At 38.9% G+C, this 14,689-nt stretch carries 15 protein-coding genes; 8 read left to right on the top strand and 7 right to left on the bottom strand.

From position 1 onward, the window contains the following. Positions 1-9: 9 nt before the first annotated feature. On the bottom strand, positions 10-198 hold the full coding sequence (locus tag LFUMFP_RS02150; protein WP_025083848.1) for a hypothetical protein: 189 nt from the start codon (positions 196-198) through the stop codon (positions 10-12). A gap of 276 nt (positions 199-474) precedes the next feature. On the opposite strand from LFUMFP_RS02150, the gene LFUMFP_RS02145 reads away from it, so the two are divergent. Genes LFUMFP_RS02145 through LFUMFP_RS02130 form a run of 4 tightly spaced genes read left to right on the top strand, consistent with a single transcriptional unit; the run spans position 475 to position 4,585 of the window. Further along, positions 475-1,299 (top strand): lipoyl protein ligase domain-containing protein, encoded by an 825-nt coding sequence (locus LFUMFP_RS02145; RefSeq protein WP_035439217.1) that lies wholly within the window; start codon positions 475-477, stop codon positions 1,297-1,299. Further along, entirely contained in the window at positions 1,296-2,669 is a 1,374-nt protein-coding gene (locus tag LFUMFP_RS02140; RefSeq protein WP_035439215.1) for an HD domain-containing protein, read from the top strand. Before LFUMFP_RS02145 ends, LFUMFP_RS02140 begins: the two co-directional genes overlap by 4 nt. A gap of 15 nt (positions 2,670-2,684) precedes the next feature. Continuing rightward, on the top strand, positions 2,685-3,509 hold the full coding sequence (yidA, locus tag LFUMFP_RS02135; protein WP_106482987.1) for a sugar-phosphatase: 825 nt from the start codon (positions 2,685-2,687) through the stop codon (positions 3,507-3,509). A gap of 20 nt (positions 3,510-3,529) precedes the next feature. Then, entirely contained in the window at positions 3,530-4,585 is a 1,056-nt protein-coding gene (locus LFUMFP_RS02130; RefSeq protein ID WP_106482986.1) for a YdcF family protein, read from the top strand. A 50-nt stretch (positions 4,586-4,635) separates the two neighbouring features. Here LFUMFP_RS02130 and LFUMFP_RS02125 read toward each other — a convergent pair whose 3' ends face one another. Next, the gene (locus LFUMFP_RS02125; RefSeq protein WP_106482985.1) at positions 4,636-5,379 is read right to left on the bottom strand and encodes a TerC family protein; all 744 of its coding nucleotides are present in this window, start codon (positions 5,377-5,379) and stop codon (positions 4,636-4,638) included. 182 nt (positions 5,380-5,561) lie between these two features. On the opposite strand from LFUMFP_RS02125, the gene mscL reads away from it, so the two are divergent. After that, positions 5,562-5,954: a large conductance mechanosensitive channel protein MscL gene (mscL, locus tag LFUMFP_RS02120; protein WP_106482984.1), complete on the top strand. Its 393-nt coding sequence runs from the start codon at positions 5,562-5,564 to the stop codon at positions 5,952-5,954. A gap of 51 nt (positions 5,955-6,005) precedes the next feature. Here mscL and LFUMFP_RS02115 read toward each other — a convergent pair whose 3' ends face one another. The 4 genes from LFUMFP_RS02115 to LFUMFP_RS02100 form a co-directional block, all read right to left on the bottom strand. Then, the gene (locus LFUMFP_RS02115; RefSeq protein WP_025082974.1) at positions 6,006-6,848 is read right to left on the bottom strand and encodes a MurR/RpiR family transcriptional regulator; all 843 of its coding nucleotides are present in this window, start codon (positions 6,846-6,848) and stop codon (positions 6,006-6,008) included. A gap of 134 nt (positions 6,849-6,982) precedes the next feature. Further along, positions 6,983-7,903, bottom strand: coding sequence for a dihydrodipicolinate synthase family protein (locus LFUMFP_RS02110; protein WP_025082973.1), 921 nt, complete (start codon positions 7,901-7,903; stop codon positions 6,983-6,985). Positions 7,904-7,920: 17 nt separating this feature from the next. Next, entirely contained in the window at positions 7,921-8,622 is a 702-nt protein-coding gene (locus LFUMFP_RS02105; protein WP_025082972.1) for an N-acetylmannosamine-6-phosphate 2-epimerase, read from the bottom strand. 212 nt (positions 8,623-8,834) lie between these two features. Then, positions 8,835-10,337, bottom strand: coding sequence for a sodium:solute symporter family protein (locus LFUMFP_RS02100; RefSeq protein ID WP_025082971.1), 1,503 nt, complete (start codon positions 10,335-10,337; stop codon positions 8,835-8,837). Between the two features lie 185 nt (positions 10,338-10,522). Here LFUMFP_RS02100 and LFUMFP_RS02095 point away from each other — a divergent pair, with 185 nt between their 5' ends. The 3 genes from LFUMFP_RS02095 to LFUMFP_RS02085 all read left to right on the top strand — a co-directional run bounded on the left by LFUMFP_RS02095 (position 10,523) and on the right by LFUMFP_RS02085 (position 13,453). Further along, entirely contained in the window at positions 10,523-11,395 is an 873-nt protein-coding gene (locus LFUMFP_RS02095) for an ROK family protein (RefSeq protein ID WP_025082970.1), read from the top strand. Positions 11,396-11,526: 131 nt separating this feature from the next. After that, positions 11,527-12,270: a sugar phosphate isomerase/epimerase family protein gene (locus LFUMFP_RS02090; protein WP_025082969.1), complete on the top strand. Its 744-nt coding sequence runs from the start codon at positions 11,527-11,529 to the stop codon at positions 12,268-12,270. 1 nt (position 12,271) lies between these two features. Then, entirely contained in the window at positions 12,272-13,453 is a 1,182-nt protein-coding gene (locus LFUMFP_RS02085) for a cation:proton antiporter (protein WP_106482983.1), read from the top strand. A 58-nt stretch (positions 13,454-13,511) separates the two neighbouring features. Here LFUMFP_RS02085 and LFUMFP_RS02080 read toward each other — a convergent pair whose 3' ends face one another. After that, a complete protein-coding gene (locus LFUMFP_RS02080; protein ID WP_025082967.1) occupies positions 13,512-14,483 on the bottom strand; it encodes a ribose-phosphate diphosphokinase in 972 nt (323 codons plus the stop codon). Positions 14,484-14,689: the final 206 nt, after the last annotated feature.

Raw genomic sequence — 14,689 nt, 5'->3', positions numbered from 1 at the left:
CTCCCAGAATTATCGTTTGACTTTGACAACAACTTCATTTGATTTGTCTTTTATTTGTTTAGAACTTTGATTGACTTTCTTTTCAGTTTTAACCGAGCTGGATTTCTTTTGGGATTTCCCTGGACTACCGCCACACCCTGCTAAATTAAGCATTAACCCTAATAATAATCCTGAAATTAGTACTTTTTTAATCTTCATGTCGCTATTCCTCCAGTCAAAACAAGTTGTTAATTAAAACTTGTCCTGTCTTTTATTATAAACACCAATAACGATATCGCAACCGATATCATTCGTTTTGTTAAAAATATATATCACAAAAAAGTTCATGGTATAAACAATTTAACTGAATAACAAGTGTTACGTCAATGATTCATCGTGTACAATTAAATCAATCGTTGCTATTTGTTCGACCTAGCAAAGACAGACTTCTTGATTTACGTTATAATTAGGAAGAATCATAATGGAGGCGATTTAATGGTCGCATTAAACCAACTATTTCCCAATAATCAAGTCTTTCAAGTTGTCCATCAATCTTTCAACCAAGAACAGGGTCAGTTGGCCTTAGCGCATACAAATGCGTTATTAGCATTCAGCACCCAACTTAGCCAACCCATCATTCATTTTTGGACGCTCCCTCAAAACGTAATTCTGGGCATGATGGATACTAAATTACCTGATTATCAATCAGCCTGTGCTTCCTTGACCGCGGCGGGTTATCCCTATACCGTTCGAAATGCCGGTGGACTTGGTGTCGTTGCCGATGCTGGCGTCCTCAATATCGGGCTTTATTTACCTCATCTAGCGGATCAGCTATCAATCGATGACGCTTACGAATTAATAGCTGCTTGGTTGGTTCAAACCTATCCACACACGCCTGAGATTGCACATTTCGAAGTAGACCATTCCTATTGCCCTGGTAATTACGATTTGAGCATCAACGGCCAGAAATTCGCCGGGATTGCCCAGCGGCGGTCCAAAAACGGGATTGCTATTTTACTTTACGCCAGTATTAACGGCCAACAAAAACAGCGCGGACAATTGATGCAAACTTTTTATCAACAAGGAAACGCTGATCAACAACAGCGCTGGCAATTTCCGACGGTCGAGCCAGACAGTATGGCCAACTTAGCTGATTTACTTGATCAACCTTTGACCGTGGCACTTGTCCAACAACAACTGCTGGCCAGTTTTAACGCACACTATTTTAAAACAGCAACCGATTTAGTCAACTCGTTAGCCCAATCGGATTATCAACAACTATTACAGAAGCAATTTCAACAATTATCCCGATATCAATGAAAGGATCTGACCATTTGACTTATGCTACGCAAAAAATCGGTCGCGAAAAAGTATTTCGTGATCCGGTCCACAACTATATCCGTGTCGATTATCAGGTCATTTTAGATTTAATTGACACCCCTGAATTCCAACGTCTGCGTCGGATTAAACAACTGGGCACGACTAATTCGACTTTCCAAGGGGCTGAACATTCTCGTTTCACCCATTCATTAGGGGTTTATGAAATCACGCGGCAAATCTGTGATCAATTCCAATTGAACTACCCTTCTCAAGTTGCGGGTGATGGCCTGTGGGACGATCAAGAACGACTGGTTGCGCTCTGTGCAGCCTTGTTACACGATATCGGTCACGGTGCTTATTCGCACACCTTTGAACACATCTTCGAGACCGATCACGAAGCGATTACTCGTGAGATTATTACATCTGATTCGACCCACGTTAATCAAATCCTCCAAAGAGTGGCCCCGGACTTTCCACAAAAAGTCGCAAGTGTGATTGACCACACCTATCCGAATCCCCAAGTCGTTCAGATGATTTCTAGCCAGATTGATGCGGATCGCATGGATTACTTATTACGCGATGCTTACAATACGGGAACTAAATATGGTGAATTCGATTTAACCCGGGTTTTACGTGTGATGCGTCCTTATCAAGGCGGGATTGCTTTTCTCGCCAACGGCATGCACGCTGTTGAGGATTATATCGTCAGTCGTTTCCAAATGTACCAACAAGTTTACTTTCACCCGGTTTCCCGCGGAATGGAGGTCGTCTTACAACGACTACTCCAACGGGCAAAAATGCTCTACGAACAACCCGAACACGCGCAAAACTTAGCACCTCAACTACTAATTCCATTTTTTAAGAAACAGTTTACGCTAGACGACTATCTCAAATTGGATGATGGCGTCTTGAACACCTATTTCATTTATTGGTTGGACTATCCCGATCAGATTCTCAATGACTTGGCTAACCGGTTTCTTAGTCGCCGACCATTCAAATCAGTTCGTTTTACAACTGAAACTGAACGCTATTTGCCAAAACTCCAGACTTTAACCGAACAGGCCGGCTATGACGCAACTTACTATACCGCCGTCAATAATAGTTTCGACCTGCCCTACGATGCTTACGACCCCTCATCTAAAACGCCAAAGACCCAGATTGAAATCATGCAATCCGATGGTACTTTAGAAGAACTCTCTTCCTTAAGTCCATTAGTCGCTGCGATTTCAGGTAAGTTTTCGGGCGATGAACGGTTCTATTTTCCCAAAGAGATGTTAGCCAACAGCGACATTGAATTGTTCCAACCGATTTATCAAGAATTTAAACGCTACATTAACAACGGTTCATTGCAAAAACCAACAACTGATTAAAAGGAGCACTAAACTATGTCAATCAAACTTGTTGCCGTCGATATGGACGGTACCTTACTCAATGAAAATAATGTTCTCAGCCCTAAAACCATCAAGGTCGTTAAGACGGCTAAGACTCAGGGGATTAAAGTAGTGTTATGTACCGGTCGGCCCCTCACCGGTGTCACACCTTTCTTGCAAGAATTAGGGCTTACCGAAGCTTCTGATTACGTGATTACCTTTAACGGCGCGCTCGTCCAAAATACGGCCAGTGGTGAAATTCTGGTCCGGCATACCTTGACGCATAACCAATATTTAGAAATCGAATCATTATCGCGCCAAATTGGCGTCCATCTCCATGCTGAAGACGATCAATTCATCTACACCGCAAATCGCGATATCAGTCGTTATACCACTGGCGAAAGCGCACTCGTCAACATGCCAATTAAATTCCGCCACGTCGATGAAATCGCACCCGACAAAGCTTTTTCAAAAGCGATGTTAATCGACGAACCCGCAATTCTAGCGGAAGCTAAAGCTAAGATTCCTGAACACATTTTTAACGAATACCAATTTGTTCAAAGCGAACCTTATTTCCTAGAAGTCCTCAATAAAAATGCCGGCAAAGGGAACGGTCTCCGCGATTTAGCCAATGCATTAGGCATTCAACAAGATGAAGTCATGGCCGTCGGTGATCAAGGTAATGATTTATCAATGCTGGAATACGCTGGCCTACCCGTCGCAATGGACAATGCGATTCCCGAATTAAAAGCCATTGCTAAAGTCATTACCAAGAGCAATCATCTCGGACAAGATGGCGTGGCTTACGCCATTGAACAACACGCTTTATCAACTAAATAAAATGAGTTGGAGATTTTACTATGTCACAAACGGTTGATTATTTTGGCTTCGTGCCACTTTTTTTCTTACTGCTTTTCGTTTTTTTACAATGGCAAGATAAACGGCGATTCATCAATGGGATTGTTTTTAATGGCTTATTAGTCACTGGCTTAATGGCACTGGCGGTCCTCGTCATTCGGATCAATAATCAAATCGTTAACGCCATCGCCATTGCCGCCATGATTGTTTTTGTTATTATCGCTTTATTTCTATATACGTTTGGATTCGTCCTGTTCTTGTGGAACGCCTATGTCGTCTGGCAAAAAGAAAGTCACACCTTTTCCAACATGTTGACCTTATTCATCGGCCTTGGTTTGATTTTCTTATTCTTCGCCCCGTCGATTGCGAATGCGCTCCACATTCCCAAGCTAATCCAACTTTTCATTGGGACAATTGTTACCGTCCATCTGCTTTATTTACCACTTTTCTTCTATTTGTATTTATCATCACTGATTATCTACCAGTTCAATCGGCCTCGTTACCAACAAGATTACATCATCGTCTTAGGCAGCGGCCTAATCAACGGCGAGATCGTACCGCCACTTTTGGCGAGTCGTATCGATCGGGCCATCAAGTTCTATCAACGCCAACTCAAAAAAGGCCATGCCGCGCCTAAACTCGTCTTTTCCGGTGGCCAGGGTTCCGATGAAAAATTACCCGAAGCAGTGGCCATGCAACGTTACGCAATCGCCCAAGGTATTCCGGTTGAACAAACTTTGGTGGAACCTAAATCAGTTAACACGCTCCAAAACATGCAGTTTTCAAAACAAGTCATCGCTGCTGATACTGACAAACCAAACCCTAAGGTTATCTTTAGTACCAATAATTACCACACTTTTCGCGCCAGTTTATTCGCTAAACAAGCGGCTTTACAAGCCGATGGAATTGGTGCTAAAACGTCTAAGTATTTCCTACCGAATGCCACAATTCGTGAATTTATCGCGATTTTAGCAATGAAAAAGCGTCTATTCATCTTCATCTCGGTGGGAAGTGTCCTATTGGCCATTGCCAATGTTTTTTTCAGTCAACTTCATTAATAGTGTGCAAAAAAGGCGTTTCCTCATGAGGAAACGCCTTTTTACGCTATCTAAGCTTGTTTATTATGATGTACTCGATAGTAATGAATGCCAAGTGTGATTAAAATGGCCCCGAAAACAATCCCAGCGAACACTAAATTGGGAATTTCAAAATCAATTGCTGGAATTGATAAGAAGAGTTTAACCGCAATCAACAGAATCAACACGTACGCCATCGGATTTAACTCTGGAATTTTCTTCATTAGTTGCGCAATCATTTGGGCAATCCCTCGCATACATAGGATGCCAATCATCCCACCAATTAACACAATCACTGGATTACTAGAGATTGCAAGTGACGCTAAGACAGAATCGATTGAAAAAACAATATCCATCAATTCAATTGACGCCACCACTCGCCAAAAACGGTGCGGACTACTGATTTTTGCTTTTTCTGGTTCCTTCGCTAACTTAGGGTGTCGGCTTTTTCTGAAATACGCAAAGACCAAATACATTAAATAAATTGAACCCAGTACTTTAATTTCCCATAGATGAATCAAATACGTCCCGACCCCGATAATGATAAATCGGAAAACATAAGCGCCCCATAACCCATAAACCAATGATTTTTCCTGTTCAATCTTTGTGGGTAAGCTCTGGGTTTGAGCCGCTAAAACAACGGCGTTATCAACTGATAATAAACATTCCATAATGACTAACGTTAAAATTAATAACCAATCTTCTGATGATTGAATGACCGTTTGCCAGTTATTCAATTCAAAAAACGGTTGATACAATTGTACTAACCAATTCATATTTTTCTGCCTCAATTACACTTTATTTTCAGAATATCACTGTTCTATCTTACTATTTTACATGAAAATAGCAATCAAAATGATTTTTTCTGCAAATAATAGCATATCTATTTATCCTGAAACTTGAATACGGTATACTTTTAGTCAAGGGTACTGACTAATTTATAAGGAGGATTTACGTTATGATTAAAGAGTTTAAAGAATTTATTATGCGCGGTAATGTTTTAGATATGGCCGTCGGGGTCATTCTAGGGGCTGCGCTAAAAGCCATCGTCGATTCATTAACCAAAAACTTGATCAATCCGATTATTGCACTTTTCATCGGCCAAGTTGATTTATCAGGAATTACCTTAACCATTCCCGGCACAAAAGCCGTCTTCGGCATTGGGAACTTCCTGAACGACATTATTAACTTCCTGATCATCGCTTTCGTCGTTTTCCTAATCGTCAAAGGGTTTAATAAACTCCGCGATATGGGCAGCTCAACCGAAGAAGAACCAGAAGCCTTGGTTCAATCTCAAGAAGAACTCTATTTAAAGGAAATTCGCGATCTATTAGCTGAAAAAAATAAATAATCATTCTAAAAAAGCACGTTACCGCTAAACGGTAACGTGCTTTTTTGACGTTTAATTCTGAGGATGGTTTAATTTATCATGCATAATAGTTTCAACCGTTTTTTGCATGCTCCAGTTATACTGATCATCTTCTAATAACAACATTGATAGAATATCAATCACATACGTAATGGCAAATTGTGAATTAACAAACCGTTCATTAGAGAATTGAATACTGTCTTCAACAAACAATGTTAACTGACTCGCCGCCGTCATTAAGCTATCTGGCGCACTTGTGATTGCGGCGGTTCTAGCACCGTTTAACCGGGCATTATTCAACGCTCGATTAACCTCATTCGTATTACCTGAGTTAGAAAGACCAATCACTAAGTCATCCCGATTAATAATATTCGACGTGATTAACATCATATGGCTTTCGGTCGCCGTAATCGTTTGAATTCCCATTCGAACTAAACGCTGCCCAAATTCTTCGGTTGTATAGCCCGAACTCCCTAATCCGTAAATAAAAATCCGCCGACTCTCTTTTATCCATTTAACTAATTTTTCTAAATCCGTTTGATCAATCTTTTCTTGCGTTTTGGTAATGACCGTCTGGTACAGTTGATAGATTTCAACAGAGGTTCGTTCATCTTGATCAATCATTCCTTGTACCCCTTCAACTGGTACTTGATTCTGATGATCATTGAACCTAAGCTTAAAATCGACAAAATTTTTACAACCTATTTTTTTAACAAAGCGTGAGATGGTTGAATTACTAACCGCTAATTCTTCGGCCAATTCTTCAATTCCCATATGCTGGATGGTACTACCTTTTTGAATAACTGCCAATGCGACTTTTTGTTCTTGCGTTGATAGAAATGAATATTGATTTTTAATATGTTCAATAATTTCCATAAATGCCTATCCCCCATCTAATAAAGCGCTTTCTTAAATATAATATGCTTTACTTATAAAGTAAAGCAGGTAAACCAATATACTGGTCTACCTGCTTATTACCCTACCAAGGTTTTTGAATTCTAATTTTTTATCTATTTAAGATACATCATTTTAGCATCATTAATCATCTTAGCGGCTTCTTGTGCAATCGCTAAATCATCATGATTTAATGGTTCTAATGGCAACCGAACTGACCCTAAGTCTAAGTCTTCATTAATCCGTAAAACTTCTTTAATCATGCCATACATATTACCGTGTCCTGAGCAAAGTTTATAAATAATTTCGTTAATTGCATATTGTAAATGTTGTGCTGTTTCTAATTCTTTAGCTGCAATCAAGGCATTTAATTTTAGGAATAGTTCTGGCATTGCGCCGTAAGTCCCACCGATACCGCCAATTGCCCCCATTAAACGGCCACCTAAGAATTGTTCATCAGGACCGTTGAAGACTAAGTGATCTTCGCCACCAGCGGCATTAAACATTTGGATGTCTTGAACGGGCATTGATGAATTCTTAACGCCAATCACGTTCGGATTCTTACGCATTTCGGCATATAATGATTGTGTTAATTCAGTACCAGCAAGTTGTGGAATATTATAAATAACAAAATCAGTATTAGGTGCACCTGCACTAATAGCGTTCCAATAAGCTGCGACTGAATATTCTGGCAATTTAAAATAAATTGGTGGAATAGCAGCAATCGCATCGACCCCTAAACTTTCAGCATGTTTCGCTAATTCAACACTATCTTTCGTATTGTTAGCCGCAACGTGGGCAATCACTGTTAATTTACCTTTGGCAACTTTCATAACGTTTTCTAAAACGACTTTTCGATCTTCAACACTTTGGTAAATGCATTCGCCAGAAGAACCATTAACATAGACGCCTTTGACCCCTTTTTTAATGTGATATTCGGTTAGAGCTTGTACCCGTTCTGGACTGATTTCTCCAGCTTCGTCATAACAAGCGTAAAATGCAGGAATCACGCCACGATATTTTTCTAAGTTTTTCATTATAATAACCTTCTTCTCTATTTTTTTAAACCTTTAGTTGCTTCAACAAATGGAACAGCAATTAATTGTGGTCTAGTGATAATTGAGCCGACAACCACGCTATAACAGCCTAATTCTAACACTCTAGTAACCTTAGCCGGTGTATCAATTTTACCTTCCGCAATCACTGGTGCCTTTGCCAGCTTGATAACCTCTTTAAGATAAGCAAAATCATCATCAGCAATATTATGACCTTCAGTCGCCGGTGTGTATCCGTACATCGTCGTCCCGATGATGTCAAAGCCAAGTTCATTAGCTTCTCGAACATCATCTAAACTAGCTGTATCAGCCATCAGCAATGTATCTGGATATTCAGACCGCATCGTCGCCACAATTTGGGCTAAAGTTTCACCATTTGGTCGAGGAAGTCCTGTCACATCACAAGCAACAACCTCAGCGCCCGTTGACGCAATCCCACGCATTTCTTTAATCGTTGGTGTAATGTAAATCGGTGCATCCGGATAATCTACTTTATCTAATCCGATAATCGGCAAATCGACAATCCCTTGAATCGCTTGAACATCCACTACCGAATTACATCGAATAGCGCTAGCACCAGCTTCAGCTGCGGCCTTTGCCATTCGTGACATGATAAATGAACTATGTAACGGTTCATTTGGTAATGCCTGACATGAGATAATTAATTTGCCTTTAACTGCTTCTAAAAAATTATTCTTCAACCTCTTCAACCTTCTATCTTCGTCTAAAATAACCATTTGATACCTGATGAATCAAATCTCATCTAAATTGTATTAACCGCTTACATTTAGAATAACCGGTCACTTTATTTTCATCAATGATCTAAAATGGAAAAGATTTCCGAATAGTTGAGACTCGCTGTCCTTTCAATAAAAAAACGATAATTCAATTAAATGAATTATCGTCTAATTTCTTATTTTTGATATTCTTCATTGATTGTTTGGACCGTTAAACCAACAATGTTTTTATTACTCTTTTTAAAGATCAAGCTGACAACGTAACTAATGATAAACGCACTGGCAAAGGAAACACAGCTAACAACAAACGGTGAAATTTCGCTGCGTTGTGCAAAATAAGTCAAGAATGCACTGGCAATTAATCCAACTAATACGCCTGTAGAATTCGCACGTTTCGTAAAAATGCCAACTGCAAAAATGCCAGCAAGCGGTACACCAAAGATTCCTGTAATGGCTAAGAATAAGTTCCATGTTTGTGATTGATCAGAAACCATCAAATAGATTGCAACCCCTAAACTCAATAATCCAGAAATGATGATAATAATTCTAGCCCAAGTCACATCTGAGAATTGTTTAAATCGATTGTTGAAGAATCGAACTCTAAAATCAGCAATGGCACATGATGAAATTGCATTTAAGCTTGAAGCAACAGTCGATTGTGCTGCGGCAAAAATGGCCGCAATTACTAGGCCTGCAAGTCCAGCCGGTAACGTTTTAATAATAAAATAGGGCACTAATGCTGTTGTGTTAAACCCTTTTGGCAATACTGCTGCATGTGTATAGAAGCTATATAACACGGTTCCCATCCCATAGAAAATTGGAATTGTAATAAAAGCTAAGAAACCATTCGTCCATAATGATTTAACCGTTTCTTTCATCGAACTAGTTGTCTGGTAACGTTGAACAACATCTTGACTACCCGTATATTGATATAGACCGTTAAAGAATTGACCCGCAAAAATTAGCGGTATAAATCGCGATAACATATTCGTTTTAAAATCAAGACTCGATAATAGTTTATGATCACTAATGGCGTCATTCCAGACAGTTCCTAAACCGCCCTTGATGTAATGAGTCCCAACTGCAATCACTAATAGCGCACCACCTAGCAGTAATATCCCTTGAATGACATCACTCCAAATGACACCTTCAATACCGCCAAGAAAAGTATAAATAATACATAATCCTCCGACGAATAATGCGATAACAATTGGGTTAATATCAGTCACTGATGTAATTGCTAAGATTGGTAAATAAATGACGATGGCAACTCGACCGATATGATACAGCATAAATAAAATACTGCCTAGAACCCGCATAACTGGGTTAAATCGATGTTCTAAGTATTCATACGCCGTCGTAACTGACAGTTTTCTAAAGAATGGGACATAGAATTTAATTAAAATTGGAATCAAAACAATAATACTTAAATTACCTAGCGAATAGGACCAATCTTGCAAAAATGCTTGTTCTGGTGTCGACATAAATGTAATTGCACTAAGCGTTGTTGCGTAAATACTAAACCCTGCTGCCCATGCTGGTATTTTACCTTCTGCTTTAAAAAAGGCATCCGTACTTTTACTAGCTTTTCTTGTAAAATAAACACCAACTAGTAACATTGCTAACAGATACGTCCCTAAGACAACCCAATTTAACGTTCCAAAACCGATTTTATTCATTAGTTTCACCTCTAAAATTATTGTGCGGTCAATACATTTTAGAATGTGCGTGTTTGCACTAATTTTAAATTAATGCTAAACTCCAACTGAAAAATAAATCAATTAACGTTTTAAATATAATCATTGCTAACTTTAAAAGTCAAGACTTTTTTGTTAACGCTTACAAATGGAACGGAGAGATTATTATGCAAACTGGCCCTTACTACATCGCCTATGATGTTGGTGGTACCTCAATTAAATACGGTCTAATTGATTTAAATAAACAACTAACTTTTCTAGGGAAATTAGATACTTTTCATAATGCTCATCAAGCAATTCTAAATCAGATTATTCAAAAAACTTCAGCGCTATGTGAAACTCATCAAATAATCGGAATTGGTATTAGCACAGCTGGAATTGTAGACCGTCAAGCCGGAAAAATTAGTTATGCTGGCCCAACAATTCCCAATTATCAAGGTACAGAATTGAAACAAATCCTTACCAATCAGTTTAATCTACCCGTATATGTCGAAAATGATGTTAACGCAGCATTACTTGGTGAGAAACTAATTGGCGCGGCTCAAGATTTAGATAATGTGTATTGTGTTGCTTTAGGAACAGGTATTGGCGGTGCTTACTTGTTGAATGGTCAACTTCAAGACGGTGGCTTCTCCCATGCGAATTCAATTGGTTATTTACTCTATGATCCACAAACAAAAACAAATTATGAACAAAGAGCCTCAACTTTAACACTTGAAAAACAACTACACGAACAACTTGGTTTTAGCGTTCCGGATGCTTTTAAAGAAAGCCAAAATGGTAATTCAGCCGTGCTTACAATTATTCAACAATGGGCTGATTCAGTGGCTCAGGGTCTTGCTCAAATTATTCTAACCGTTGATCCAGCTGTACTAATTATAGGCGGTGGTGTGTCACAACAGGGAAACTATTTGATTCAACTACTCAATAATGCCACTCAAAGCTACCTACCACCCAACTTCTACCAAACAAAACTAATTGTGGCTCAAAATTTTAATGATGCTGCACTATTTGGGGCAGTTTATCGTTTTTTTAATTAAAGCGCTTGCATGAATCTGAAATAATGCTATACTGAATTTAAATTTCATCTTAATATTTAACCGCTAAATTTAAGACGATTCCGCACAAAGGGATGAGTCTGCAATTTAGCTTTTTTTATGAGGTGGAGACTATGACAAAAATATTAATTAATACCATTATTTTCCAAGAACAACTTGACCAAGGATATTCTCAATATGAGCTACTGTCCCATTTAACTGAAAAGATTGATGGTTTTGAAGTTCGGGGTGAACGATTTACTGATAGTACACGGGAAACTGAACTCGCCAGTCTTCAACAACTCGCCATTGAGCGTCAAATTGAATTTCGCTTTTCAATTCCAGAATGTTTATTCATTAATCAAGAAATTAATCCTGAGCTTGAAAATTATTTTAAACTCGCCCAAAAATTCGGAATCTGTGCTTTAAAAATCAGTCTAGGTGAGATTGACCAACCAACCATTGAACAGGTCACTGTTCTAAATCATTATATCGAAACTTACAATGTTGCGCTCAATCTTGAAAATGAACCAAATGAACATGGTCAATTAAGCCATATCATGGCTGTCTGTCAAACATTGCACCAACTTCATACAAAAACCGGTTTTACTTTTGATGCTGGTAATTGGTATTGGATTAATGAGTCCCCTGAAGAAGCCATGACTCAATTACATCAAGTGACGACGGTGCTGCATCTTAAAAATATTACGAATCAAGACACAGTCCTACTTGCAGATGGTCAAACTGATTGGCGGTTGTTGTGTCGCCAAATTGATTCAACCGTTCCGATTATCCTCGAGTATCCAATGACGCCTACAGAATGTCATTCGGAATTAAAAATGCTTCACCGTTATTTAGTCACCTTATCGGAGGTCTAATATGGACTTCCTAATCACACTGACACTTATTATCTTACTAACTAAGCTATTCTCCCACATTTTTGCAAAGTTTAATTTACCAACAGTCATTGGCGAGTTATTGGTCGGGATTATTTTTGGACCGGCGCTGTTAAATTTAATTCACACCGATAATTTTGTCACACTATTTGCACAAATTGGCGTTATTTTGCTCATGTTTATTGCTGGTATCGAAGGCGATTTAACCCAACTGATGAAGTATTGGAAACCTTCTCTAGTCGTTGCTATCTTGGGTGTTATCTTCCCAACTATCGGTGCTTTTATCGTATGCGTTTTAATGTTCCATTTCCAAATTAGTACCGCATTATTTATCGGTCTAATCCTAAGTGCCACTTCGGTCAGCATCTCCATTCAAGTTTTAAAAGAAATGAACTATTTGGATTCTAAAGAAGGGATGGTTATTCTTGGCGCAGCTGTTGCAGATGATATCATCTGTGTCATTCTATTAGGAATTGCCTCCAGCGTTTTTGCAGGCCCCCATTCTAATTCATTAAATCTAATCGGTTTAATTTTGCCTAAATTACTCTTCTTTGTCCTAGCATTTGTTTTTGGAAAATGGTTAGTCCCGCCAATCCTTTCACTTTCCAAACATCTTATTGCCACTGAGAATCTAAGCGGCATTGCCATTGTTCTTTGCTTGGCCTTTGCTAGTTTAGCAACTTATCTTGGTATGAGTGATGTTTTAGGGGCCTACTTCATTGGATTGGCGATTTCACAAACTAAATATAAAGCAGAATTATCGGCAAAAATTGAAGCCATTGGTTATAGCACTTTTATTCCGGTCTTCTTTGTTAGTATCGGATTAAACGTTAAGTTAGCCCATCTCAGTACGAACTTACCATTCATCCTAATCACAATTATCATTGCCTTAATTGGTAAACAATTGGGTGGCTGGCTAGGCGCTCGTCTATGTGGCTTTTCATCTGAATCGGGTAATATTATTGGCGCTGGCATGGTGTCACGGGGTGAAATGGCGTTAGTCGTTGCTCAGGTTTCAATCAATGCACATCTAATTGATCAATCTCACTATACAGCGATGATTATCGTAACCGTCGTCACAACTTTAATCGCTCCGCTGTTACTCAAAATTTTTATCCTAAAACAACATGCACAAGAACCGATTCCACAAGTTATTGCCCACTAAAAAAATGAGGCCTAATCTTTTCAGATTAGGCCTCATTTTTTTGTCTTTATTTATTATTTTAACGTTTAAACCGGTTTTCGAATAACGGACTAACTGGTTTGTTTTCATGGATCCGTTTGATAGCGTCACCGATTAGTGGGCCAACTGAAACTTGAACCATCTTATCGATTAATTTTTCTTCTGGAAGGTTGATTGAGTCTGTCACAATCATTTGCTTGATAACAGAGTCTTCGATTCGTTGAATTGCAGGACCTGATAAAACAGGGTGCGTACAACATGCATAAACTTCTGTTGCGCCAGCATCTTTAAGTGCTTGAGCAGCCAATGTAATCGTACCGGCAGTATCAATCATATCATCGATAATGATTGCACGTTTACCATTCACATTGCCAATAATGTTCATCACTTCTGAAACATTGGGCCGTGGACGGCGTTTGTCGATAATTGCAATTGGTGTCTTTAAGAAGTCAGCCAATTTACGAGCACGTGTGACGCCACCATGATCTGGTGAGACAACAACGGCATTTTCTGCTAATCCGTTATCTAAGAAGTAATCGGCCAATAATGGTGCACCCATTAAATGATCGACTGGAATATCGAAGAAACCTTGGATTTGAACAGCGTGTAAATCTAATGCCAAAATCCGATCAGCGCCAGCCATGGTTAACATGTTAGCCACTAACTTAGCTGTAATTGGTTCACGTGAACGTGCTTTACGATCTTGTCGTGCGTAACCATAATAGGGTAAAACGACGTTGATCGTTTTAGCAGATGCACGGCGTAGTGCGTCAATCATAATGAGAATTTCCATTAGATTGTCATTAACTGGTGCAGATGTTGATTGAATTAAGAAAATTTCGTCGCCACGAATACTTTCTTCAATATTAATCTGAATTTCACCATCACTAAAACTTTTAACCGAAGATTTCCCTAAAGGAACCCCAACTTCAGCTGCGATTTTCTCAGCTAAGGGCTTATTAGAGTTCAAAGCAAAGATTTTCAACTTAGGGTCGAAATATTGTTCAGACATGTCAGCCTCCAAAAATGTAAGTAAGTACCTGTTTAAATATTAGGCATTTTCTGCAAAAAAATCAAGATTAAAACCTAAAAAAGATAAGAATGACCACAAAGAAAACGTTATTCATTAAAAATGCAAGAGAAACCATCACAGTTAATCCCGATAATAGTTTAAGTATACCACGAACCGCAAAATAAGACCGTGTTCTTTACAGAACA

The organism is Latilactobacillus fuchuensis (assembly GCF_900258455.1).
Classification (GTDB): domain Bacteria; phylum Bacillota; class Bacilli; order Lactobacillales; family Lactobacillaceae; genus Latilactobacillus; species Latilactobacillus fuchuensis.
Note: the sequence above shows the minus strand (reverse complement) of the source record. Positions and strands in the feature narration are given on the sequence as shown.